This window comes from Wenzhouxiangella sp. XN201, assembly GCF_011008905.1.
Lineage (GTDB): Bacteria > Pseudomonadota > Gammaproteobacteria > Xanthomonadales > Wenzhouxiangellaceae > Wenzhouxiangella.
Window position 1 is genome coordinate 1,633,406 of record NZ_JAAIVI010000017.1, and the last position, 24,252, is coordinate 1,657,657.

General features: G+C 64.6%; 18 protein-coding genes. 9 read left to right on the forward strand and 9 right to left on the reverse strand.

Going from position 1 to position 24,252, the window contains the following annotated elements; translation table 11 throughout:
* Positions 1-35 precede the first annotated feature (35 nt).
* Complete coding sequence (locus tag G4Y73_RS07795) at positions 36-854, reverse strand: pyruvate, water dikinase regulatory protein (protein ID WP_164230987.1); 819 nt, start codon at positions 852-854, stop codon at positions 36-38.
* A 57-nt stretch (positions 855-911) separates the two neighbouring features.
* On the opposite strand from G4Y73_RS07795, the gene ppsA reads away from it, so the two are divergent.
* Positions 912-3,275 (forward strand): phosphoenolpyruvate synthase, encoded by a 2,364-nt coding sequence (gene ppsA, locus G4Y73_RS07800; protein ID WP_164230988.1) that lies wholly within the window; start codon positions 912-914, stop codon positions 3,273-3,275.
* A gap of 192 nt (positions 3,276-3,467) precedes the next feature.
* Here the strand turns inward: ppsA and orn are convergent, their stop codons facing one another.
* A complete protein-coding gene (gene orn / locus G4Y73_RS07805; protein WP_164230989.1) occupies positions 3,468-4,016 on the reverse strand; it encodes an oligoribonuclease in 549 nt (182 codons plus the stop codon).
* Between the two features lie 56 nt (positions 4,017-4,072).
* Here orn and rsgA point away from each other — a divergent pair, with 56 nt between their 5' ends.
* Positions 4,073-4,939: a ribosome small subunit-dependent GTPase A gene (gene rsgA, locus G4Y73_RS07810; RefSeq protein ID WP_164230990.1), complete on the forward strand. Its 867-nt coding sequence runs from the start codon at positions 4,073-4,075 to the stop codon at positions 4,937-4,939.
* A 195-nt stretch (positions 4,940-5,134) separates the two neighbouring features.
* Here the strand turns inward: rsgA and G4Y73_RS07815 are convergent, their stop codons facing one another.
* Positions 5,135-5,803, reverse strand: a complete 669-nt coding sequence (locus G4Y73_RS07815; protein ID WP_164230991.1) for an SDR family oxidoreductase — start codon at positions 5,801-5,803, stop codon at positions 5,135-5,137.
* Positions 5,804-5,927: 124 nt separating this feature from the next.
* Here G4Y73_RS07815 and G4Y73_RS07820 point away from each other — a divergent pair, with 124 nt between their 5' ends.
* Genes G4Y73_RS07820 through G4Y73_RS07830 form a run of 3 tightly spaced genes read left to right on the forward strand, consistent with a single transcriptional unit; the run spans position 5,928 to position 8,140 of the window.
* On the forward strand, positions 5,928-6,251 hold the full coding sequence (locus G4Y73_RS07820; RefSeq protein ID WP_164230992.1) for a hypothetical protein: 324 nt from the start codon (positions 5,928-5,930) through the stop codon (positions 6,249-6,251).
* A 15-nt stretch (positions 6,252-6,266) separates the two neighbouring features.
* Positions 6,267-7,256 (forward strand): agmatine deiminase family protein, encoded by a 990-nt coding sequence (locus G4Y73_RS07825; RefSeq protein ID WP_164230993.1) that lies wholly within the window; start codon positions 6,267-6,269, stop codon positions 7,254-7,256.
* Positions 7,253-8,140 (forward strand): carbon-nitrogen hydrolase, encoded by an 888-nt coding sequence (locus tag G4Y73_RS07830; RefSeq protein WP_164230994.1) that lies wholly within the window; start codon positions 7,253-7,255, stop codon positions 8,138-8,140. Before G4Y73_RS07825 ends, G4Y73_RS07830 begins: the two co-directional genes overlap by 4 nt.
* A gap of 20 nt (positions 8,141-8,160) precedes the next feature.
* Here G4Y73_RS07830 and G4Y73_RS07835 read toward each other — a convergent pair whose 3' ends face one another.
* Genes G4Y73_RS07835 through G4Y73_RS07850 form a run of 4 tightly spaced genes read right to left on the reverse strand, consistent with a single transcriptional unit; the run spans position 8,161 to position 12,279 of the window.
* The gene (locus tag G4Y73_RS07835) at positions 8,161-8,907 is read right to left on the reverse strand and encodes an N-formylglutamate amidohydrolase (protein ID WP_164230995.1); all 747 of its coding nucleotides are present in this window, start codon (positions 8,905-8,907) and stop codon (positions 8,161-8,163) included.
* Entirely contained in the window at positions 8,874-10,115 is a 1,242-nt protein-coding gene (locus G4Y73_RS07840) for a glutamate-cysteine ligase family protein (protein WP_205596515.1), read from the reverse strand. Before G4Y73_RS07840 ends, G4Y73_RS07835 begins: the two co-directional genes overlap by 34 nt.
* Positions 10,115-11,581, reverse strand: coding sequence for a RimK family protein (locus G4Y73_RS07845; RefSeq protein ID WP_164230996.1), 1,467 nt, complete (start codon positions 11,579-11,581; stop codon positions 10,115-10,117). The genes G4Y73_RS07840 and G4Y73_RS07845 overlap by 1 nt, the downstream gene beginning before the upstream one ends.
* On the reverse strand, positions 11,569-12,279 hold the full coding sequence (locus G4Y73_RS07850; RefSeq protein ID WP_164230997.1) for a C39 family peptidase: 711 nt from the start codon (positions 12,277-12,279) through the stop codon (positions 11,569-11,571). The genes G4Y73_RS07845 and G4Y73_RS07850 overlap by 13 nt, the downstream gene beginning before the upstream one ends.
* A gap of 118 nt (positions 12,280-12,397) precedes the next feature.
* Between G4Y73_RS07850 and G4Y73_RS07855 the strand changes: the two genes are divergently transcribed.
* Entirely contained in the window at positions 12,398-13,603 is a 1,206-nt protein-coding gene (locus G4Y73_RS07855; RefSeq protein WP_164230998.1) for a TraB/GumN family protein, read from the forward strand.
* On the opposite strand, the gene G4Y73_RS07860 is transcribed toward G4Y73_RS07855, so the two are convergent.
* Positions 13,538-15,316, reverse strand: a complete 1,779-nt coding sequence (locus tag G4Y73_RS07860; protein WP_164230999.1) for an ATP-binding protein — start codon at positions 15,314-15,316, stop codon at positions 13,538-13,540. The genes G4Y73_RS07855 and G4Y73_RS07860 overlap by 66 nt on opposite strands.
* A gap of 142 nt (positions 15,317-15,458) precedes the next feature.
* Here G4Y73_RS07860 and G4Y73_RS07865 point away from each other — a divergent pair, with 142 nt between their 5' ends.
* Genes G4Y73_RS07865 through dnaE form a run of 3 tightly spaced genes read left to right on the forward strand, consistent with a single transcriptional unit; the run spans position 15,459 to position 23,306 of the window.
* A complete protein-coding gene (locus tag G4Y73_RS07865; RefSeq protein WP_164231000.1) occupies positions 15,459-18,143 on the forward strand; it encodes a DUF349 domain-containing protein in 2,685 nt (894 codons plus the stop codon).
* Positions 18,140-19,789 carry a Na+/H+ antiporter NhaC family protein gene (locus tag G4Y73_RS07870; protein WP_164231001.1) on the forward strand — a complete coding sequence of 550 codons (1,650 nt, stop codon included), beginning with the start codon at positions 18,140-18,142 and terminating at the stop codon, positions 19,787-19,789. Before G4Y73_RS07865 ends, G4Y73_RS07870 begins: the two co-directional genes overlap by 4 nt.
* Positions 19,790-19,808: 19 nt before the next feature.
* A complete protein-coding gene (dnaE, locus tag G4Y73_RS07875; protein ID WP_164231002.1) occupies positions 19,809-23,306 on the forward strand; it encodes a DNA polymerase III subunit alpha in 3,498 nt (1,165 codons plus the stop codon).
* A 16-nt stretch (positions 23,307-23,322) separates the two neighbouring features.
* Here the strand turns inward: dnaE and G4Y73_RS07880 are convergent, their stop codons facing one another.
* Positions 23,323-24,201 carry a hypothetical protein gene (locus G4Y73_RS07880; RefSeq protein WP_164231003.1) on the reverse strand — a complete coding sequence of 293 codons (879 nt, stop codon included), beginning with the start codon at positions 24,199-24,201 and terminating at the stop codon, positions 23,323-23,325.
* Between the last annotated feature and the right edge of the window lie 51 nt (positions 24,202-24,252).

The window sequence follows — 24,252 nt, forward strand, 5'->3', positions numbered from 1 at the left end:
CCCTGCGCACGCCAATCACTCATATGCCCTTGATTTCAGCGCATTTCACGCTGCAGGCCCAACTCGAGCAGGATGCGGCTGGCAAGCTCCTCGATCGAGGAAGCGGTGGACGAGAGCGTCGGCACACCTTCGACGCGCAGCATGGCTTCGGCTGCCTCCACCTCGTAGCGGCACTGCTTGAGCGAGGCATAGCGGCTGCCCGGCCGGCGGTTTTCGCGGATCTGCGCCAAACGCTCGGGGTCGATGCTCAGGCCGAACAGCTTGTGCTTGTGCTCGCGCAGGAAGGCCGGCAGGCGCGACTGCTCGAGATCTTCCTCGGTCAGCGGGTAGTTGGCCGCCTTGATGCCGAAATGCAGCGCCATGTAGAGACAGGTCGGCGTCTTGCCGGAACGCGACACTCCAACCAGGATGACCTCGGCGGCGTCGAGGCGTTTCGAAATACCGTCGTCATGGGTCAGGGCGTAATTGGTCGCCTCCATGCGGTCCTCGTAACCCTGCGTGTCGCCCATGCCATGAGCCTGGCCAATCCGCGGCGAGCGTTCCACTCCAAGGGAATCTTCGAGTTGCGGCACGAAGGTGCCAAACAGATCGAAAAGGTGGCAGTTCGCCTGTACCAGGATCTCACTGACGTCCGGATCGACGATGGTGCTGAACACCACCGGCTGCTTTCCCTCGTCGGCCTCGGCCGCCCGATCGATCAGCGAAACCGCGTCACGCGCCTTGCTCGGCGTATCGACAAAGGGCAGGCGAACCTGCCGGAACTCCACGCCGGAGAACTGCGTCATCAGAGTATGACCGAAGGTCTCGGCAGTGATCGCGGTGCCGTCGGAAACAAAAAATGCCGTTCTTCCCATGAGTATTAGCCGGTTACAATGAGCAGCTGTTCCATTATTGCTGCGTTTGGAGTTTCAGTGTCCGAGTATATCCTTTGGCTCGACGAACTTGGTATGGGCGACCTGGAAAAGGTCGGTGGCAAGAACGCCTCGCTGGGGGAAATGATCGCCCATCTGAAGGATCTCGGGGTCAACGTACCCGGCGGGTTCGCGACCACGGCTGATGCATTTCGCGAGTTTCTCGAGCAGTCGGGGCTGGCCGGACGAATCGACAAGGCGCTGGAAGCACTCGACGCCGACGACACCCGGGCCCTGGCGAAAACCGGCAGTGAGATCCGGCAGTGGATCATGGACACACCCCTGCCGGACAAGCTCGAGCAGGCTATCCGCGAAGCCTATGCCAGGATGCAGGAACATTACGGAGCCGACCTGGCCGTAGCGGTACGTTCATCGGCCACCGCCGAAGACCTGCCCGACGCCTCCTTTGCCGGCCAGCAGGAAACCTTTCTCAATGTCTGCGGCATCGACACGGTGCTGGAAAAGATCCGTGCCGTTTTCGCCAGTCTCTACAACGACCGGGCCATTGCCTACCGCGTCCACCAGGGCTTTGCTCATGCCGATGTGGCGCTGTCGGCCGGCATCCAGCTGATGGTGCGGGCCGGCGCCGGAGCAGCCGGCGTGCTGTTCACCCTCGATACGGAGTCCGGCTACCGCAACGTGGTGTTCATCACCTCCAGCTACGGCCTGGGCGAATCGGTCGTCCAGGGCGCGGTCAACCCGGACGAGTTCTACCTGTTCAAACCCAACCTGCGAGATGGCAAACCAGCCGTGCTCCGCCGCACGCTTGGCACCAAGGCGTCGCGCATGGTTTACGGCAGCGGCGATGGCGGCGGTGTTCATACCGAGGACACGCCCGAGGCCGAACGTCAGAAATTCTCGATTTCCGATGCCGAGGCCACCGACCTGGCGAACATGGCGCTGACCATCGAGGACCACTACGGCCGGCCGATGGACATCGAATGGGGCAAGGACGGCGAAACCGGTGAACTCTTCATCCTCCAGGCGCGTCCGGAAACGGTCAAGAGTCGATCCGGCCAGTCGATGGAACGCTTCCGCCTCGAATCCACCGGCTCGGTGCTCGCCGAGGGACGCGCCATCGGTCAGCGCATCGGCCAGGGCAAGGCACGCGTGATCGAGTCGCTCGATGAAATCCACGAGGTCGAAGAAGGTGATGTGCTGATCACCGACATGACCGATCCCGACTGGGAGCCGGTAATGAAGCGCGCAGCGGCCATTGTCACCAACCGTGGCGGGCGGACCTGCCACGCCGCCATCATCGCGCGCGAGCTCGGCATTCCGGCCGTGGTCGGCTGCGGTGATGCCACTGATCGCGTTCCGCACGCGGCGGAAGTTACCGTTGCCTGCAGTGAGGGCGATACCGGCCGCATTTATGACGGCCTGCTCGAGTTCAGCGTCAGCGAGGATTCGCTCGACGACATGCCCGAAGCCCCCTTGAAGATCATGATGAACGTCGCCAACCCGGACCGGGCCTTCGACTTCGCCCTGATCCCGAATCACGGCATCGGCCTGGCGCGCCTGGAGTTCATCATCAACCGCATGATCGGCATCCACCCGCTCGCCCTGCTCGACTACGCGGGCCAGAGCGACGAGGTCAAGGCCGAGATCGATCGGCGCACCGCCGGCTACGACGACCCGGTGAGCTTCTACATCGACAAACTGGCCGAGGGCATCGCCACCATCGCCGCACCTTTCGGCCCCCACCCGGTGATCGTGCGCCTGTCGGATTTCAAGAGCAATGAATACGCCAACCTGATCGGCGGCGAGCGCTACGAACCGGACGAAGAAAATCCGATGATCGGCTGGCGCGGCGCCTCACGCTACGTCGACGAGACCTTCCAGCCGGCGTTCGAGCTCGAGTGCCGGGCGATGAAGAAAGTGCGCGAGGAAATGGGTCTGGATCATGTCTGGGCCATGGTGCCGTTCGTGCGCACGGTCGGCGAAGCCCGCGACGTCGTTGCCGTCATGGACAAGTTCGGGCTCAAGCGCGGCGAGAACGGCTTGAAGATCATCATGATGTGCGAGCTGCCGTCCAATGCGCTCAGCGCCGAGGCCTTCCTGGAACACTTCGACGGCTTCTCGATCGGCTCCAACGACATGACCCAGCTGACCCTGGGCCTGGACCGCGACTCCGGCCTGGTCGCCCACCGTTTCGACGAACGCGACCCGGCGGTCAAGGCGATGCTCGCCATGGCCATCGAGGCCTGTCGCAAGCAGGGCAAGTACATCGGCATCTGCGGACAGGGCCCGTCCGACTATCCCGACCTGGCCGAATGGCTGATGGACCAGGGGATCGAGAGCATGTCACTCAATCCGGATACGGTCGTGGATACCTGGCGCAAGTTGGCTAATCACCAAGGTTAATTGGTTAGCTGGTTGGCTGGTTAGCTGGTTCGGCAGCCGAAAGATTTGGAGGGCGGTTTCACCGCGAGATCTTGGAGACAAGCCGACGGGCCGCCGAATAATGAAGTGGCGACACTGCAATCGCGGCGAAGCCGCCCGGCAACCCAGCCTGCACCGAACCAGCCAACCAGCAAACAAGCTAACCAGCCAACATTAGTGACCTGCCAACTCCCCCATGAACCGCCGGTAGTAGCGAAGCTCCTCGATCGAATCCCTGATATCCTCCAACGCCTGGTGGCTGGAATCCTTGGAATGGCCCTCGGCCACCTTCGGGGCCCAGCGGCGGGCCAGTTCCTTGACTGTGCTGACATCGAGATTGCGGTAGTGAAAGTAGGCTTCGAGAGTGGGCATCAGGCGAGCCATGAAACGCCGATCCTGGCAGATGGAATTGCCGCACATGGGGGATTTGCCGGCCGGTACGTATTGCTCGAGAAAGGCGATCGTTCGGCGCTCGGCCTCGGCCAGGTCGATACCCGATTCGAGGCAACGACGGACCAGGCCCGATTCGGTGTGGGTCCGAGTGTTCCACTCGTCCATGCCCTCGAGCACTTCGCGCGGCGTGGCGATCGCCAGTTCCGGTCCGACCGCGACCTCAATGAGCTGAGCGTCGGTCACGAGCGTGGCGATTTCGATAATGGTGTCGCTGGCCGGATCCAGCCCGGTCATTTCAAGATCGATCCAGATCAGGTTGCTCTCGTTCATCGCTCTCGGCCCGGACTGCGTTCAGGGGCAGCACTATACCAGCCGGACCCGGCCTCGTGAGCAGCCGCCTGATCCAGGCCCATGCCAATCACGGTGTCGCCATGAACGCCGCCGGCGAACTGCAACCCGTTCACTTTCCCCGGCGCTTCGAACGCCCCCTGCCCGGTGACTGGGTCGAGCTCGACGCCCACGGCACCCTGACGGCAGTGCATGATCGCCAAAACCGTTTCGGACGCGGCGATGGACGGGGCCGTTTCCGCCCGATCGCGGCCAATCTCGACCGCGCGATCATCGTCATCGCACCCGAGCCGGCGCCCAGCCGCGACCTGCTGCACCGCTACCTGGCCGCCTGTGCCATTCATGCCATCGAGCCGCTGATCGTGGTCAACAAGGCCGACCTGCCGCTGCCGCAACAGGCGCCGTTTACCGAACTCGAGGGGTTCAAGGCTCTCGGCTATCCGCTCACCCTGACCCGCTGCCTGCCGACCCCGGATGTCGATGCCCTCGCCGAACGGATCAAGTCCGGAACGAGCCTGCTGGCCGGACAGTCTGGCGTGGGCAAGTCCTCGCTGCTCAACGCACTCGTCCCCGACCTCGACGCGCAGACCGGCGCCCTGTCGCGGGTCACGGGCAAGGGTACGCACACGACGACCACGGCCACCGTTCACCGCCGGGGCGAAAACGCATGGCTGATCGATACACCCGGGGTCTGGGAGTTCGGGCTGTGGCAGATGGATGCCGAAACGCTGCAGCGGGGATTTCCCGAATTGGCCGAACACGCGAACCGCTGCAAGTTTCGCGACTGCCGCCACCGCTCCGAACCCGGCTGCGCCGTCCGCAAAGCGGTCGAGTCCGGCACCCTGCCCGCCTTCCGCCACGAAGCCTGGCTGCGCCTGCTGGCCGAGCAGGAGCGCTTTCGCTAGCGTGCGGGTGCTCAGCAATCTCGTCAGCCCTCACGCCAAGGCGCAAAGGCGCCAAGTTCGCGAAGTGAATGAAGTAAAAAATGTCCGACGGAGGGCCGCTATTGAACCCGACTGCCGATTCGAGGATTTTTTCGTATTCGTTCTTGGCGAACTTGGCGCCTTTGCGCCTTGGCGTGAACCAGGCCTGTACGCGCTCTACCAAGGCAAGGCCTCGCCATTGGCATGGCGGAAGCTGCCCGTCGTTTCCATGCTCAGCTCCTCGATGCGTTCGACCAGACCGGCCGCAGCCTCGGCCGGTTCGACGTGGCCCTGCTTGCCGGTCATGTCGGTGCGGACATAGCCGGGATGGAGCAGGCCGACGGCGATTTTCCGGACCTTGAGTTCGTGCGCCAGTGACACGCCGGCGATATTCACCGCTGCCTTGGACATGCGATAAGCATAGGCCCCGCCCGAACTGTTATCGGCGATCGAGCCGACACGCGACGAGATAATCACCACCTTGCCACCATCATTGAGATGATTGCGCAGCGCCCGGGTAACCCGGAGCGGCGCGAGCGCATTGACCTCGTACTGGGCCCGCCAATTGTCGATCTCCTCCTCGATGGTATCCAGGCTGGAGGGGATCAGCAGCCCCGCATTATTGACCAGCAGTTCGATGCGCGTACCGGCCAGGCGATTGGCCAGGTCAGCCAGGCTCGTACCGTCGGTGACGTCGATCCCCTCTTCCACCTGTACGCCCAGGGCGTTGAGTTGCGGCGAGGAATGACGGCAGACTGCCACGATCCGGTAGCCCCGATCGCCCAGTTGACGCGCAAGTTCCAGGCCGATACCGCGATTGGCGCCCGTGATGACAGCTGTCTTCATGGTGGAGAATCCGCTTTGAGTGAGTGCCTTATGCTACTATTTTTCCGCAGAATGGAACTGAGCTTCCATGACATCTTGCCGTGAGAATCACTGCAAGCCGAGGGATCAACCAGAGGACTGCACCATGATGCGAACAACACTGGGCAAGCTGGTTTGGGGGACGGCTTTCTGGGCGGTACTGAGCGTCGCGACCGCCGGCGACATCCTGCTGATCGAAAAGGTCGAGGAACGGCAGAGCCGCGACCTGCCGGGCAACGGCCTGACCATGAACGAGGTCGAGTCCCGCTACGGCAGCCCGGTCGAAAAGCGACCGGCGGTCGGCGATCCGCCGATCACCCGCTGGATCTATCCCGATTACAGCGTCTTTTTCGAGCACGAGCTGGTGATCGAAAGCGTGGTTCGCCACAGCGCGGTCGTGCGCGAAGCGGAAGCGCAAGGCGGTTCCTGAGCAACGGCGCCGGTCGTGTCCCACAGCCGCTACAGACTCCCGGCCGAATGGGAACGGCAAAGCGCCACCCTGCTGGCCTGGCCGTCGGCCGAATCCGACTGGCGTGACCAACTTGAGGCGATCCGCGACGAGTACCGTGAGCTGATCACCGTCCTCATGCGATTCCAGACCGTGGTGCTGCTGACCCGGCCTGGTGAGGAGCAGCCTTCAGGTCTGCCGCTCGACCATCCCCGGCTGCACTGCCTGTCGGTCGACTTCGACGACACCTGGTGCCGCGACTACGGACCGATCGTGCTGGTTTCGGGCGGCCAGCGGATGGCGCTGGATTTCCACTTCAACGGCTGGGGCGGCAAGTATCCGGCCGCGCTCGACAATCGGGTCAACAGCCACCTGGCGCGCCATGAACTGTTCAACCGCCTGGAGTTTCGTCAGTACCTGCTCGAATTCGAGGGCGGCGCCATCGACTGCGACGGCCAGGGCCGCGTATTGATCAATCGCCACTGCTTGCGCACCCGGCATTCGCACATGAGCGACGCTGAAATCGATCACCAACTCCAGGCGGTACTCAACCTCGACGAGGTGATCGGCATCGACCTCGAGCCCATGCCCGGCGACGACACCGACGGCCACATCGACACCCTGGTGCGCTTTGTCGATACCGACACCCTGGTATTCCAGGTCCAGGCCGACACGGCCCGCACCGAGCGCCTGCGCGGTCAGCTCGAGACCCTGCGCACCGGCGATGCCTCAGCCTACCAGCTCCACGCCCTGCCCCATCCCGACGACCTCGATCCCGGGCTGCCGGCCAGCTACGCCAACTTCGTGCTGGCCAATGACGCCTGCCTGGTCCCGGCCTACGGCAGTCGCCACGACGAGGCCGCCCGCGACATCCTGGCCGAGCGATTTCCGGAGCGCGAGACCATATCGGTGCCCGCCCGCATCATGATCACCCAGTCGGGCGGACCGCACTGCGCCAGCATGCACATTCCGGCGGCCCTGGCATGAGCGCGCACCAGCTTGTCATTGCCCTGATCCAGCACGCCATGGGCCCGCACGCCGAGGACAACCGTGCCGTCAGTGCCGCCGGCATCACCGAGGCAGCCGAACTGGGCGCCGACCTGGTCCTGATGCCGGAACTGCATGCCAGCGAGTATTTCTGCAAGTACCAGGACCCTGAACTGTTCGACCTGGCCGAGCCCCTCGACGGTCCGACGGCGCAAATGCTCGCAGCTGCGGCAGCGGAGAACGAAGTGGTCGTGGTCGGCTCGATCTTCGAACAACGTGCGCCGGGGCTGGCCCACAACACGGCCCTGGTTTTCGACCGCGATGGCAGCCGGGCCGGCATCTACCGCAAGATGCACATCCCAGATGATCCGGGCTACAACGAAAAGTTCTACTTCACCCCCGGCGACCTCGGTTTCGAGCCGATCGATACCTCGGTCGGCCGCCTGGGCGTGCTGGTGTGCTGGGACCAGTGGTATCCCGAGGCCGCCCGCCTGATGGCCCTGGCCGGTGCAGACCTGCTGCTCTATCCGACGGCCATCGGCCTCGATCCGGATGACGACGAACAAGAGCAGCACCGCCAACTCGACGCCTGGCGCACCATCCAGCGCGCGCATGCCGTGGCCAACGGCATTCCCATGGCAACCTGCAACCGCGTCGGCTTCGAACCGGACCGCTCCGGCGGCAATCTCGAGGCGGAATTCTGGGGCCACAGCCTGGTCGCCGGCCCGCAGGGCGAAATCCTGGCCGAGGCCGGGAGCGAGGCCGAGGTCCTGATCACCACCCTCGACCTGGACCGCAGTGAGCAGGTCCGCCGCCTCTGGCCGTTCCTGCGAGACCGCCGCATCGACGCCTACGGCGACCTGCTCAAACGCTGGCGAAGCTGACCCACGGTAAGCGCATGGGTTCAGCCCGAGGGCGTCCCAAACGGCCAGCCCCGCACGTCTCCGCCAAGCTTGTTCAAGACCTCCCGCACAGCGCCACTCAGTGCCTCGACCCGAGCGGACCAGGCCCGGGCCGCGACCAGGGCCTGGTTGATCTCGATTTCCAGCGTGATGAGCCGGCGCCCGTCATATCGGCGCCGGTGTTGCTGGCCGATGCCGTTGGCCGTCCCGCGATAAGGCTGGTTCATACGGACGCGAAGCCCTGGCAGGCACCGGCCGATGGCCGCGCGCAGTTCGGCGGCGAAGGCGCGCTCGCTGGGCCGCCGCGGATCGTAGAGCAGTCCGATATCTGCCCTGCGTTCGACGCCTTCGAGCACCGGCACGAAGCTGTGACAGGCCAGGTGCACGACCGGGGCGGCGCTGGCCGCCAGGAAATCGCCGAAGGCCTGCCAGTGCGGCTGCCAGTATTCGGCCTCGATGCGCCGGCGATCCGCCGGCGCAAGTTGGCGCGTCAGTTCGGAAAAACGCGCGGGATGACCGGCCGAGCGATTGAGATCGATCAGCAGGCGGGTCACCCGCCCGGCCAGCAGGGGTGCGCTCAGGGCTGTGGACAATGACCGGGCAAGATCGAGCGAGCCCGGGTCCCAGCCCCGGTGGCTGTCGAGCAGCGCCTCGTGCCCGGCAAATAGCGGCTGCCACCTGGGCGGCACTTCGTTGCGGGCATGCTCGCAGGTAATCAGGACCGAAACAGGCGATTCTGGGCCAGGCATGTCGCGAGTTCCCGATAACAGGCCGTGACCGTCTCGCCGGTCGGCGCGCGACCGAGCCGGTCCAGAATCGCTTCGGCCAGACTGCCGCGATCGATCATTTCGAGCAGGATGCCGGATGCCGCATCGGAAAGCTCGATGCGCCCGACCAGCTCACGCCACAGCGTCGCCCCCTCCATCGGACGGTCGACATCGAACAGCGCCAGCCAATCAACCCGATCGAAGCGCACTGCCGAACCTTCGCGCGCCGCGGCGAACAGCTGATCGGCGAGGTCCTCGGTGCCCAGGGTCTGCGCCGCGGCCAGACGTCTATCGTCGTGGTAGATCCAGCGCACCAGACCGACCACCGCCTCGGCAATCGCGAGGTCGGCCGCCGGGCATTCCTGGATGTCGATAATGCGAATCTCGATGGTCTGGCGTTCGAAGCGCGCAATCGCGCCACGCGAATTGAGCCAGTCCTCGGCCAGGATGCCATCAGGATCGTGCGCCGCTACGGCCCGATACATCGGCTCCAGGATGCGCTGCCCGTAATCCTCGATTGAGGCGATGGCCTCCGGCACGATCCGGCCCGCAATCTCGGGTATGTGGCGCTGGTTGTCGCGGTAGTAGCGCAGGCGGCTGTCCATCCAACCCGAAGCATGGCCTTCAACCAGCGGCGAGGCTGCCGCCAGGGCCGGAATCAGCGGCAGCACGGCCCGAATGGCCGCATGCAGTCGAACGAACTCGGCATCGTCGAAGAACGGCAGATTGATGTGCATCGACTGCAGGTTCGACCAGCCATGCCCCCGGCACTGAAAAATGCGGTCGTAGGCGGCATAGATCTCGTTCTGGCCGTGCGGCCACAGACGCGTTTCGGAATCCGGATCGAACAGCGGATGCATGGCGGTAGGCAGGAGCATGCCGCCCATCGGCGCCAGCCCTTGGTTGACGGTCGCCACCGCTTCGGCAAAGCGGGCTGCTAGCGGGACCAGCGAGGGCGCCGGACCGTTGGTCTTGAACTCCACGACATGCAGCACCAGCTCGTTCGACCAGGCCAGCTCACCGGCCTCGATCTCGTTGACCGGTTCCCCGTCCGACCCGGTCAGCAGGCGATCCGCCACGGGCAGGGCCGCCAGCGTGTCGCGCGCGACGATCATGTATTCCAGCTCGATGCCGTAACCGGCAAAGGCATGCAGGTGGGGCTGGGGCGTAATCGGGTCAATCGTCGGCATCAGGCGTTCCCCAGCTTGCGAGCCGTCACACGTTTGAGCATCACGCCCATGATCTCCCGATACAGCGCATCCTTGAGTACGGAATCCTCGCAGCCGGCATCGATCGACGGGTTGTCGTTGACCTCGATGACCATGACCCGGCCGTCGATCTCCTTCAGATCCACCCCGTATAGCCCCTTGCCGATCAGCCCTGCGGCGCGCACCGCCATGTCGACCACGGCCTCCGGCGCTTCGCCCACCGACAGGGTGTCGGCCAGGCCTTCGTCGTCATCGCCGGCGTCATCGTGATTGTAGATCTGCCAATGCCCGCGGGCCATGTGATAGCGGCACACATACAGCGGCCGCCCGTCGATCAGGCCGACGCGCCAGTCGAAGGCAGTCGGCAGGAATTCCTGCGCCACCACCAGCTCACTGTTCCTGAGCATCTCGCGCAGGGTGCGCTTGAGCATTTCGGCCGTCTCGACCTTGACCACGCCCAGTGAGAACGCACTGTCGGGCTGTTTGAGCACCACCGGCAGTCCCAGACGATTCTCGACCTCGCCGGTGTTGTCGCGGTGCACCAGCAGGGTCTTTGGTGCGGCGATGCCGTGGCGCTGCAGCAGTTCGGCCAGGTAGACCTTGTTGGTGCATTTGAGGATCGAATCGGGGTCGTCGATCACCACCAGGCCTTCGGCCGCCGCGCGCCGGGCGAAGCGGTAGGTGTGGTGGTTGACGGCGGTGGTTTCGCGGATGAACAGCGCGTCGAACTCGGCCAGGCGCCCGATCTCGTCCGGACGGATGCGCTCGACGTGAAATCCAACCGACTCGCCGGCGCGCTCGAATCGTTTGAGGGCGCGCTCGTTCGAGGGCGGGTGCGCTTCATCCGGATTGACCAGCATGGCCAGATCGAAGCGCGCCGTCTTCGCCCGCCCGGCCCGCGGCCGTTTGCCGGAGAAATACATCCGGGCCGCTTCGCCGACGAACTCGAGATGGGTTTCGGGGATGTCTTCGAAGGAGATCGGCCCGATGCGCCTGAGCCCCCAGCCTTCGGCCAGGCGTTCGAAACGGGCCCGCAACAGCGGCGCCGGAAACAGGTTGAAAAGGGCGCGCGACAGGCGATCGTATCGGCGCGCCAGGTTACGTCCGAAATAGATCGACAGGGTGAATTCATCCGACTGCAATGGCTTGAGGCTCGACTCGATCTGCCGCGCCAGCTCGGCCCCGGTCAGGCGCACGATGGCCGGCACCCGGAAATCCTGCAGTGTGGCAACCGAAGGCAGGGGCTTGTGGCCGCGCGCTGCCGCCAGCAACGACACATAGTAGCAATTGGCCTGGTAGCCATAGCTGCGGCACAAGTTGTAGACGCGCACGGCCCGTCGCTCCGACCAGGCCGGATCGGTCAGGTAGTCGCGAGCCAGGACACGCTCGACCCCCTCGATCGACAGCGGCCAGTCTTCCGGTCGGCTGACGACGATCAGCTGCTGCATGGCCGAATCACCAGCAGGTTGGCATCGTAGGTCAGTGCACCGAGCAGGATGGCCGCGATCACGCGATCGATGTGCACAGCGTAGTTCTGGCTGCCACGCGGATTGGGGCTGGCCGGGTCCGCCACGATCACTTCGCGCGTCTCGCGCCGGTAGCCACTGAGTACGACGAAGTGGCCGACCGGCTCGCCGCGGATGTCGTCGTCGGCATCGTCCGGACCCCACTCGCGCGCGGCCTGGTACAGATAGGTCGCGCTCAGGCCGGTCATCACCGGCTGGCCCGACGACAGCAAACGGCGCAGCAGGGCCCGGTTGAGATCGCCGAACTTGAGCTGACCGCCGGCGGCCAGAAATTCCAGGTAGCCCACGGTGGCCGTGCTCAGCCGCTCGCGCCGCTTGAACGCCGCCTGCCGTCGCAGCTTGTTGGCCAGATCGATGTCCGGGCGCGAAAACCAGGTCGGGTCGAACACTTCCAGGTTCCAGGTATGGATCGTCGCCCGGTAGCCCCGGGCCAGCGCATGATTGGCCAGGAATACGTCGAGCGTGCCGCCGTGGTCAAGGCGCTCGATCTCGTCGATGATCCGTCCGAGCCCAATCTCTTCACCGAAATGGCGGTAGACCGCATGCAGGCAGGTCGGGCCGCACGTCGTCGTATCGGGCTGGGCCTCGATGGCCAGACCAGCCTTTTGTGCGTGGATCATGCCGGACGCTCCGCAGGAGGATTGTCGCTCGAATTATCGCGCCGATTCGGTTGTTGCGGTAAAAAATACCACGATGGATGGGCTAAACTGCCCGACCGCTTCAGGCATCGAGATTTTAATGACTCCCGAGCAGCAAGCTCTTTTCGGTGACGAGCCGGTACGGCATGTCCAGCGCGATGGCGTGGACTACGCCCTGCTCGGCACGGCCCACGTTTCGCGCACCAGCGCCGAAGCGGTCGAACGCCTGCTCGCGAGCGGCCACTACGATGCCGTGGCCGTCGAGCTGTGCCCTTCACGCTACCAGACCCTGACCGAGCGCGATGCCTGGCGCAACATGGACCTGTTCAGGATCATTCGCGAGGGCAAGGCCGGCATGATGATGGCCTCGCTGACCCTGTCGGCCTACCAGCGCCGCATCGCCGAACAGTTCGGCATCGAACCGGGCGCGGAAATGAAAGCGGCCATCGAGGCCGCTGGCCGCGCCGGGATACCGGTACAGCTCATCGATCGCGAAATCGGCATCACGCTCCGGCGCGCTTCGCGCCGCCTGTCCTGGTGGAAGCGCTGGCTGATGCTCAATGGCCTGGTGATGTCGATGTTCTCGCGCCAGGAAATCAGCGAGGAAGACATCGAGCGCCTCAAACAGGGGGACCTGCTGACCGAGACTTTCAGTGAGTTTTCCGAAACCGCGCCGGAGCTCTACGAATCCCTGATCACCGAACGCGATCGATTCATGGCCGCGCGGCTTCGCCAGGAAAACGAATCGGGCGAGTCGCGCCGGGTGCTCGCAGTGCTGGGTGCCGGTCACCTCGAGGGCACTGCCGAAGCGCTCGGCAGCGATGACGATCCGGAGCCGACCGTTTCGGAACTCAATCACATGCCACCGCCCTCGCGCTTCATCAAGGCCCTGCCCTGGCTCATCGCGGCCCTGGTGATTACCGGATTCGCCATCGGCTTCTCACGCTCGCCCGAACTGGGCCTGGCCCTGATTGCCACCTGGGTGATCATCAACGGCACGCTGTCCGCGCTGGGGGCGCTGATTGCCGGTGGGCATCCGCTCACCGTGCTCACCGCGCTGGTGGCCGCGCCGCTCACCTCGCTGAATCCGACCATCGGCGCGGGCATGGTCACCGGGGCGGTCGAGGCCTGGCTGCGCAAACCAAGGGTGGCCGATTTCGAGTCGCTGCGGGACGACGTGGTCAAGCTGTCCGGCTGGTGGCGAAATCGTGTCTCGCGAGTGCTGCTGGTGTTCTTTCTGTCAAACCTGGGTTCGGCCATCGGCACCTGGGTGGCCGGCTTCCGGATGGTGCAACAGCTCACCTGAGCGATCGCGGGGCAGGAACAGGCGGATCTCCGTCCCCTCCCCCAGCGTTGAGTCGACCTCGACGTAACCATCGGACTGACGCACGAAGCCATAAACCATGCTCAGCCCCAGGCCGGAGCCGCGCATGTCCGGCTTCGTGGTGAAGAAGGGCTCGAACAACCTGTTCAAATGCTCCGGGGCGATTCCCGTGCCGTTATCCCTGACCCCCAGGCAAACGTAGTCACCCGGTGGCACGCCGTCGCCGTCAATCACGCGGGGTGCATCGAGCCGATGATTGCGGGCCGACACTCGCAAGCGGCCGCCCGCGGGCATTGCGTCTCGCGCATTGATGCACAGGTTGAGCAAGGCATTCTCGAGTTGCGCCAGATCGACATTGGCCGGCCAAAGCCCGTCCTCAAGCTCGAAGACGACTTCGATATCGTCCCCGAGAATCCGATCGAGCATGTCCCTGAAACCGTCAAGCACGGGCGCCACGTCCACACGCTGCGGGATCAGCTCTTGCTGACGCGAGAAAGCCAGCAGTTGCTGCACCAGTCGCGTCCCGCGCTCGGCCGCGCGGCGGCACATCGCGACGTTGCGGAGCATCTCCGGGTCATCCTCGGCAGCTTGCTCGAGCAATTCGGTATTCCCGAGAATCACGGTCAGCAGGTTGTTGAAATCGTGGGCGATGCCTCCGGTGAGCTGGCCCACGGCCTCGAGCCGCTGGGAGTGATGGAGCCGGTCTTCCATGGCGCGCACCCGGGAATTGTCCAGGCACACGAAGGCAATCGCCTCCGGCTCGCCATCCGGGTCACGGACCAGGGAGAAACTCAGCCCGGCCACCACGGCTCGTCCACCGCTACCACGCAGCCGCAGTTCCACGGTAACGTCCTCCTGGCGCAACGAACTCAGGCCTTCGCGCAGCGCCCGCCAGCGATCATAGTCGGCAGCATCGACGAACTCGCCGAAGCGGCAGCCGCGCATGTCAGCGTGCGGGATTCCGACGATTTCACCGAACGTCCGGTTGATGTCCAGGCACTCCCCGTCGAGCGACAACCAACCGATGCCGGCAGCGGCATTTGCAAACAGGCGACGAAAGCGCTGCTCGCGCTCACGCAGGGCCTGATCGACCAGAAGCTGACCACGTTCGCGTTCCTGCTCCTTGATCCAACCCTCACGAAACCGCGCGAACAACTCCAGGAGCAGGACAAAACTGACCAGGCTCAGGGCATAGACCACCATGATGATCGCGCCCTGTGCATCGTCGGGGTGCACAACGATTCGCGTCGCTGCCAGCGCCAGAGCCAGGCCGATAAACAGGTAGGAAAAAACCTGGCTGTAATTCGAGACGTTGACGAAGCGATTGAAGACTAGAAGTGGAAAGAACCACAGCAGATAGACAAAAAAACTGTCGAGAATATTGTCGTTGCCGACCGAAATCAGTCCGGCCAGCGACAGGTAGGCGACAAAGAACGCACTGGTCAGCGGCGCAATCCATGTCTGGCTCTGGAAGGGCCGGCTCGCCAGCATGACGAACAGGAAGATGGCATACACACCCGCCGCGGCAATCAGACCCGCTTCAAAGCCCTCCACGCCACCGACTTGCCGTCCGACCGTCAGTCCCAGTAACGAGCCGATCAGCGCCAGCACGGCCACAACCAGCAGGATCGGCCTTGCCGGCCGTTCCGACCAGCGAACCGTTGGTGCTTGAACTGGCTTTGCCGGACTCGACATGGTGTGCAGTTTTCGTGTACAGGAGAAAACCCTACCTTCGAGCGCGCTCCAAGTACAGCGCCATCGAACCGGAGATCCGGCCTGTCGGCAACGACTTCGCCACCTATAATGCGTCGCAAGGGTCCAAGGAAAACAAGCAGGCATGAGCATCAAGTCACGCATCTTCGGTCAACCCTGGCAGCACCGCGATCCCGAAATCCGCGCCCGCGGCGTTGCCGAAGGCGACACGCCGGAGCTTCGGGAAGCGCTGCCGCGTATTGCCGAGCATGACGAGGATCCCGGTGTCCGCCTGGCGGCACTCAAGCGCATCGATACCGAGCCCTTCTGGCTCGACGCCCGGCTGCGTGAAAGTGACCCGCGCATTGTCGAGGCCGCCGATGCCTATCTGATGCGGTCCATCATGCAGCGTTCGGATGAGCGCCTGATCAAGGAGCGCGTCGAGTGGTTCCGCCGGATCGAAGACGCCGAACTGATCCGGCGGGCCGCCCGCCATGCGCCCGATCGCAGTATACGGGCCGAGGCCCTGGCACGCGTCGACTCGCCCGGCTTCCTCGGCGATCGGGTCGTCGACGAAGCCGACGAGCAACTGGCCCTGTCACTGATCGATCGCATCGACCAGGTTTCGACCCTGCAGCGCATCGCCGGCGCGTTGCGGAAAAAGAACAAGCGCCGGGCGCGAGCGGTCGAAGACCGTCTGCACGACCTGCAGGCGGCCAGCGGCCACTACGACCCGGCGGCGGCATCGGCCACGCAACTGGTCGAACGGGCCGAGACCCTTGCGCGCGGACAGTTCGAGGGTAATCGTGCCGAAGCCCTGCGGGAACTGGAATCGAACTGGGCCGGCATCGAATCTCCGCGGGAAGATCTGGCCCGCCGATTCAACGGCGCGATCGCGATTCTGAAACGCGCAATGACGCCTCGCAGGGAAGCGCCCGGCGGTGCCGACGACTCGATTGATCCGCCCGGTCCGCAGCCCGACCCGGCGCTGCTCGCGCTGGTGGAGCGACTCGAAGCCGCCGACGATCCGCTGCGAGCATTCGGCGATCGCGCCGGTGAACTGCTGGGCGAGTTCGACCGCTGCTGGAACGCCATTGACGCACCCAGCGATGCAGACCAGGGGCTGCGCGAACGTGCCCTGCCGATCCTGCAAGCGCTACAGAAGAATCACCAGCAGCAAAGCGCTGTCCACGAGAAGCAAAAAGAACGCCCGCAACGGCCGCCGCAAACCGAATTCAATGACAAGCTCGATCGCATCGCCGGCCTGCTCGAGGACGGTCACCTGGCCGACGCACAGTCCGCGGTCCGCGAACTGCGCAGCCAGCTTGATCGACTGGAGAAACGTCAGCGACCCCATGCAGTGCTTGGACGACTTGGCCGACTCGAGGGCCGTCTGCGCGAAATGCGCAACTGGGAGCACTGGTCTGACAATCAGATCCGTGATGAACTGATCGAGCGTGTCGAGGCCCTGGTCGATTCCGATCAGCATCCCGACGCCATCAGCGCCGCGCTCAAGGAAGCGCGCGCACAATGGCAGCGCCTGGAAGCCCTCGAAATCCTGCCCGGCGACAAGCGCCGGCACGCGGCCCCGGCCGGTCAGTGGCGCCGTTTCCAGGCTGCCTGCAAGCGGGCCTTCGAAGCGGCCCAACCCTATTTCGAGAAGCGCCATGAGGTTCAGGCCGAAAACCTGGCGCAGCTCGAAGCCTTTCTCGAACAGGGCCATGCCCTGGTTGATGACGAGGACGCCGGCCTCGATAAGCTCAAGCAATTCATGCGCGCCGCTCGCCTGGCCATCCGGCGGCTCGACGACTTGCCGCCTAAATCGCGCGGCCGATCAGCGGCCAGGCTGAGGGAGCTGATGGACGCCCTGTCCGCGCGTCTCGATGCCGGCTTCGAGGCCATCGAGCTGGAAAAGCGACGCCTGGTGACCGAAGCCCGACAGCTGCAGCACGAATCCGACCTGGCCACGGCGATCGACAAGGCCAAGGCCCTGCAGGCGCGCTGGCAGCAGTCCGGCAGTGGCCGGCGGCGGGTCGAGCAGCAGCTGTGGAAGGAGTTCCGGGAACCGATTGATCCGCTGTTCGAAAAGGTGCGGGAAAACACGGCCGAGCAACGCGAGCAGCAGGAAGCCGAACTGAACGAGCTCCAGGCGCTGTGCGAACAAGCCGAAGCCCTGACCGAATGTGACGACGAAGCACTCGACGGTGCCGAAGGGCGGCTGCGCGCCCTGCAGGCGGAATGGGCTGCCATCGGCCGCAAGCCGCGCAATCTGATCAAGCGCTTCGAGCAGGCTGAACGCACCCTTCGACATCGTATTCGCGACCGCGAGCAGGCCCATGCCCGGCAAGTGCTGAACCAGTACGCCACGCTGGCCGAGACCACCCAGCAACTTTGGCAGGCCCGCAACCAGGGCGAAACCAACACCCGCCTGACCGAATCCCTGGCCGGGATCGAAGCCACCGACGAGTTGACCACGGCCTTGCTCGAGACCGCCCGTCGCGTCGCCGATCCCGACGTCGCGACCGCCGACCTGGCCGTCCAGGCCGAAAGCAACGCCGAGCAGGCGCGCCAGGTGCTGATCGAGATGGAATTGCTCGCCGGGCTGGAGTCACCGGCAGAAGACCGCGAAGCACGCATGAACTATCAGGTCGAACGGCTCGCCCGCCGTCTGGGAGAACGCGACCGTCAACCGGGCCTGGCCGAAGAACTGACCGGGCTGCGCGAGCGCTGGTATCGAAGTTTTCCACTGCCAGTCGAGCGGCACGAGGCCATGGCAAAGCGCTATGAGAAGTGCCAGAATGTGCTCGATTCGATGTCGGGGACAGAATGATCAATCACAATCGCACCCCGCTGCGCGGCCTGGTCCTGTGCAGCACGCTTCTCGCCAGCCCGTTAACCTTTGCCGCCGAATCCAGTCATTTCGGCTGGGTTTCGATCCTGCCGCCGGCGCTGGCCATTGCCCTGGCGCTGATCATCCGCCAGGTGGTACCCGCCCTGTTCATCGGAATCTGGGTCGGCGCCTGGGCACTCAATGACTTCACGCTGGTCGGACTGTTTACAGGCCTGCTCGAGTCCTTCGAAGTTCACGTCGTCGCCGCCCTGGCCGATTCGGGTAATGCGTCGGTGGTGCTATTCTCGATGATGATCGGCGGGATGGTCGGCATCATCTCCAAGAACGGCGGACTCCAGGGCGTGGTCGAGCGTATCGTCGGCTTTGCCGATTCGGCCCGACGGGCCAGCCTGGCGACCGTAGCCATGGGGCTGGCGATCTTCTTCGACGATTACGCCAATACCCTGGTGGTGGGCAACACGATGCGACCCGTGACCGACCGCATGCAGGTCTCGCGCGAAAAGCTCGCCTACCTGGTCGATTCCACCGCTGCGCCCATCGCCTCCGTGGCCCTGGTGACCACCTGGGTCGGCTACGAAGTCGGCCTCATTCGCGATTCCATGGAAGGCATCGCCGGCCTGGATGCGAACGCCTACTTCGTTTTCCTCAATTCGATCGCCTACAGCTTCTATCCGCTTTTTGCCCTCGTCCTGGTCTTCGCCGTGGTGCTCTCGGGCCGTGATTTCGGCCCCATGCACACAGCCGAACGCCGCGCCCGTGTGGAGGGACGAGTGGCGCCGGAGGCAGTGAGCACGGCCCTGGTCGACGACGACATGCAGCAGGTCCAGCCCGCCGAGGGCACCCGCCGACTGGCCCGGAACGCGATCGTGCCGGTCGCGACCCTGGTCGTCTCGATGGTTGCCGGCCTGTTCCTCAGCGGAGAAGGCGAGACCCTCCAGGCAGTGCTCGAGAGCGCCGATGCCTACAAGGCCCTGCTGTGGGGCTCGCTGCTGGGCGTGGTCTCGGCCGTCATCATGACGATGCTGCATCGCAGCCTGTCCATCCCGGAGCTCATGGGGGCCTGGTTCACCGGCCTTCGCAGCATGTTGTTGGCGGTGGTCATCCTGGTCATGGCCTGGGCCCTGGGCGGCATTACCGAGGAACTGGGCACGGCCGGTTTCCTGTCCGAACTGCTGGGTGATCGACTGCACCCGGGCCTGGTACCCACGCTGGTTTTCGTGCTGGCGGCGGCAACTGCTTTCTCGACGGGGTCGAGCTGGGGCACGATGGGCATTCTCCTGCCGCTGATGCTGCCGCTCACCTGGGCCCTGATGAGCACCAACGGCATGACCGGCGTCGAGCACATGCCGATTCTCTATGCCTCGGTGGCCGCCGTGCTCGGCGGCGCAGTCTGGGGCGACCACTGCTCTCCGATATCCGACACCACCATCCTGTCGTCGATGGCCAGCCAGTGCGACCACATCGAGCACGTGCGTACCCAGCTGCCCTACGCCCTGTTCGCCGGCATCATCGCCATCGTGCTTGGAACGCTGCCCGCCGGCTTCGGAGTGCCGTGGTGGCTGTGCCTGCCGGTAGGTGCCCTGGCTCTGATCGTGGGGATGCGGATGATCGGGAGGACGGTCTGATAACGCTATAATCCCCCTCATGCCCGACGAAGTTGCCAACCCGACCGCGCCCCCCTTCGTCCATCTCCGCCTGCATACCGAATACTCGCTCGAGGACGGCATGGTGCGTATCGGGGCGCTGGTCAATCGGGCGGCCGAGTTGGGCATGCCGGCGGTGGCGGTCACCGACTGGCACAACCTGTTCGGGCTGGTCAAGTTCTACCGGGCCGCCATCGCCCGGGGCATCAAGCCGATCGTCGGCGCCGACATCCGGGTGCAGGATGCGACCCATGCCGATCAATTCGGCGTCGTCACCCTGCTGGTGCAGGATCGAAGCGGCTACCTCAATCTCTGCAAGATCCTCTCGCGCAGCTTTCTGGAAGGCCGTTTCCGCGGGCAGCCGCGTGTGCACCCGGCCTGGCTGCAGGGCCATAGCGAGGGGCTGATCGCCCTGCTCGGCCGTCAATCCGAAATCGGTGAGGCGCTCGCCAACGGGCGCCGCAACCTGGCTCGCAATCGCCTCGAAACCTGGCTCGGCCTGTTTCCCGACCGGCTCTATCTGGCACTGGAACGGCTCGGGCACGAGCACGAGAAGGCGATCGAATCCGGCCTGCTCGAACTGGCTACCGACACCAGCGTTCCGGTTGTCGCCAGCAACGACGTGCGCTTTCTCGGACGCGAGGACTTTTTCGCCCACGAGGCGCGCGTGTGCATTCACCAGAGCCGCCTGCTCGACGACAAACGCCGGTCGCGCGAATACGTCGACGAACAGTACCTGAAGAGCAGTGAAGAGATGGCCGCGACTTTCGCCGACCTGCCGGTGGCCCTGGACAATGCGCGTCACCTGGCCATGCGCTGCAATCTCGAGCTCGGCCTGGACGAATATTTCCTGCCGGCCTTCCCGGTACCCGAAGGCGAGACCGAGGATGATTTTCTCCGGCGCAAGGCCGCCGAGGGTCTGGAGAAACGCCTCGAGCGCCACGGCCTGGCCGAGGACCTCGATCGGGAAGATTACCTCCGGCGGCTTGAACGCGAACTCGAGGTCATCACCTCGATGGGCTTTTCCGGCTACTTCCTGATCGTCGCCGACTTTATCGCCTGGGCGCGCAACAACGGTGTGCCGGTCGGTCCGGGCCGCGGTTCCGGCGCCGGCTCCGTCGTCGGCTGGAGTCTGGGTATTACTGACCTGGATCCAATGCGTTACGAGCTTTTGTTCGAGCGTTTTCTCAACCCGGAGCGGGTGTCCATGCCCGACTTCGATATCGACTTTTGCGTCGAGGGCCGCGACCGCGTGATCGAGTACGTGGCCGAACGCTACGGCCGCGATCGGGTCTCGCAGATCATCACCTACGGCACCATGGCCGCCAAGGCCGTGGTGCGTGACTGTGGCCGCGTGCTGGGCTACAACTACGGCTTCGTCGATTCGATTGCCAAACTGATTCCCAACCAGCTCGAGATGACGCTCGACAAGGCGCTCGAAGAGGAGCCCGAACTCAAGGCGCGCTACGAGAAGGAAGACGACACCCGCTCGGTGCTCGACCTGGCACGCTCACTCGAAGGCCTGGCACGCAACGCCGGCAAGCACGCCGGTGGACTGGTCATTGCCCCGGGCCCGCTGACCGACTACACCCCGCTCTACACCGAACCGGACGGCCATTCGGTGCTGACCCAGTTCGACAAGAACGATGTCGAGTCGATCGGATTGGTCAAGTTCGACTTCCTGGGTCTCAGGAACCTGACCATCATCGACTGGGCCATGAAAGCCGTCAACGCCGCACGCGCGGACTCGGGGGAACCCGCGCTGGACCTCGACGACGTGCCACTCGACGACGAACAGGCCTTCGAACTGTTGCGCGCGGCGCACACCACGGCCGTCTTCCAGCTCGAATCGCCCGGCATGAAGGAGCTGTTGCGAAAACTCAGGCCCGACAGCTTCGACGACATCGTCGCGGCCGTGGCCCTGTACCGTCCCGGACCGCTCGATGCCGGCATGGTCGACGAATACATCGACCGCAAGCACGGCAAGGCGCCGGTACGCTATCCGCATCCGAAGGCCGAACCCATTCTCAAACCCACCTACGGCGTGATCCTTTACCAGGAGCAGGTCATGCAGATCGCCCAGGACCTGGCCGGCTACAGCCTGGGTGAGGCCGACCTGCTGCGCCGCGCCATGGGCAAGAAGAAAGTCGAGGAGATGGAGCGCCAGCGCGCCATCTTCGTCAAGGGCGCGGCCGGCAATGATATCGACAAGCATCAGGCCGAGTCGATCTTCAACCTGATGGAGACTTTTGCCCGTTACGGCTTCAACAAGTCGCACTCGGTCGCCTACGCCCTGGTGGCCTACCACACGGCCTGGCTGAAGGCCCATTACCCGGCAGAATTCATGGCCGCCGTCCTGTCGGCCGATCTCGACAAGACCGACAAGATCTCCAACCTGATCGAGGACTGCCGGCTGATGGGGCTGGACATCCTGCCGCCGGACGTCAATCGCTCGGCCTATCGCTTCGAAGTCGATGAGGGGGCCATTCGCTACGGTCTGGGCGCACTCAAGGGCGTGGGCCGCGCCGCAGTGGAAAACCTGGTCGAGGTTCGCGAACGGCTGGGGCGCTTCGACTCACCGGCACAATTCTGCCGCGAGGTCGACCTGTCGCGCCTGAACCGGCGCACACTCGAAACCCTGATCCGTTCCGGCGCCACCGACAGCCTCCACGCCAACCGCGCGGCGCTGATGCAGGCCCTGCCCGACCTGGTCGCCGAGGCCGAACGCTACCAGAGCGATCGCGAGGCCGGTCAGGTCAGCCTGTTCGGTGGCGCTTCCTCCGAAGCCCACGCCGATCAGCCGGCTACCGAGCGCGCACTGCCGGACGTGCGTGACTGGACCAGTCGCCAGCGCCTGCGCGCCGAAAAGGAAACCCTGGGCCTGTACCTGTCCGGACACCCGATGGATGAACTGCGCGAGGAGCTGGCCGATACCACCACTACGACGCTCGACCGCATCGGCCAGTTGCTCGGATCGGATGGTGGTGCCAGCAATGGCGGCAAACGGGGCAAGCCGATGACCCTGGCCGGCCTCATCGTGGCCATCCGCAAACGCCCCGGCAAGGGTGCCTTCGTGGCCATCGACGACGGCTCGGCCCGGCTGGAAGTGGCCGTGTTCGACCGACTCTACCAGCAGGTTTCGGATCGCCTGATCGCCGACGAGATCGTGGTCGTTCAGGGGCGAGTGGAAGTCGATCGCTTCCGCGGCGGCTACCGCATGGTGGCCGAGGAGGTGATGAGCGTCGACGAAGCCCGCTCGCAGTTCGCACGCCGCGTCGAGATCGAAATCAGTCAGCCGCCGGAATCACTCGAATACGACCTGGCCGCCGCCCTGCAACCCTACCGCCAGGGCCGCACGCCGGTGGTGATTCGCTACCGCAATCATTCGGCCCAGGCGGTGCTGCACCTCGGCGCGAACTGGAAAGTGAATCCCTCGACCGAACTGCTCGCAGCCATTGACGGCGTACGCGGTATCGGGAAGGTTCGATTGCGCTACTAGGAAGTACCGGGGAGACTCAGAAGCCGGCGGCTCGCGCCGACCGGTTGACCAGCAGTCGGCCGGTCGTGTAGCAGGCGTTGAGGAAAGCGGCAATGCTTTCCTGCGCTTCACCCGAACGCGCGTGCAGTTCTTCCAGGCCCAGCGGCGCGCGAATGAGAATGCGCGCCAGGCCCGCGAAACGCTCATTGGCCATGGCCTCGGCCGGCGCCTGGGTGAGCATGAACTGCACCGGACCCAGAAGATCAGGGTGCAGACGTCCGCGTGACTGACCCAGCCCCGCAAACCACTTCAACTCGCTGAGCCTGCGGCGACCGACGTGGGCGGATCGTTCCGCCAGCTCACGACTGGAAACCGGACGGCCAGCGCTGGCCGGCAGGGACTCGGCCAGGCGTTCCGGCGCCATATCCGCCATCGATCCCTCGTAGTACCAACTGCCCGAACCGGGATCGATTACCAGTCTCGGCCAGCCTTCGGCCTGGAGTATCACCGGCTCCCGCCAGGTTCGTCGGCGCAGATGTTCGGCCAGGGTGGCCCGATCGGGATCGTTGGGCGTCTCCATGCCGAGCCATTTGACCGGTTCGGATTCCAGCACGACTTCGGCCGGCGGTTCCGGGAGAACTTCCTCAAGTACGCTGCGACGACGCGCCACCCAGTTTTCGAGCAAGTCCAGGAACTCTCTTGGCCTGAGCGGCTTGCGCAGGACGAACTCGGCTGAAAAATCGGATCGCGCACTCAGCGCTACGACATCGGCACCGTCGGAAGCCAGTTCATGCCAGCGCGACTCGCCCGCTTCGCAATCAACATCAATGACCGTGACATCGCCGCCGTCCGTTTCTATCACCCGCCAGGCGGTGCCACTCGAACCGACTCCAGCCAGGTTCAGTAGCGACCGCATCACGGTTCGCTCCCTGTGGCCAACTTCGAGCACTGACAAGGTGAAAAATTG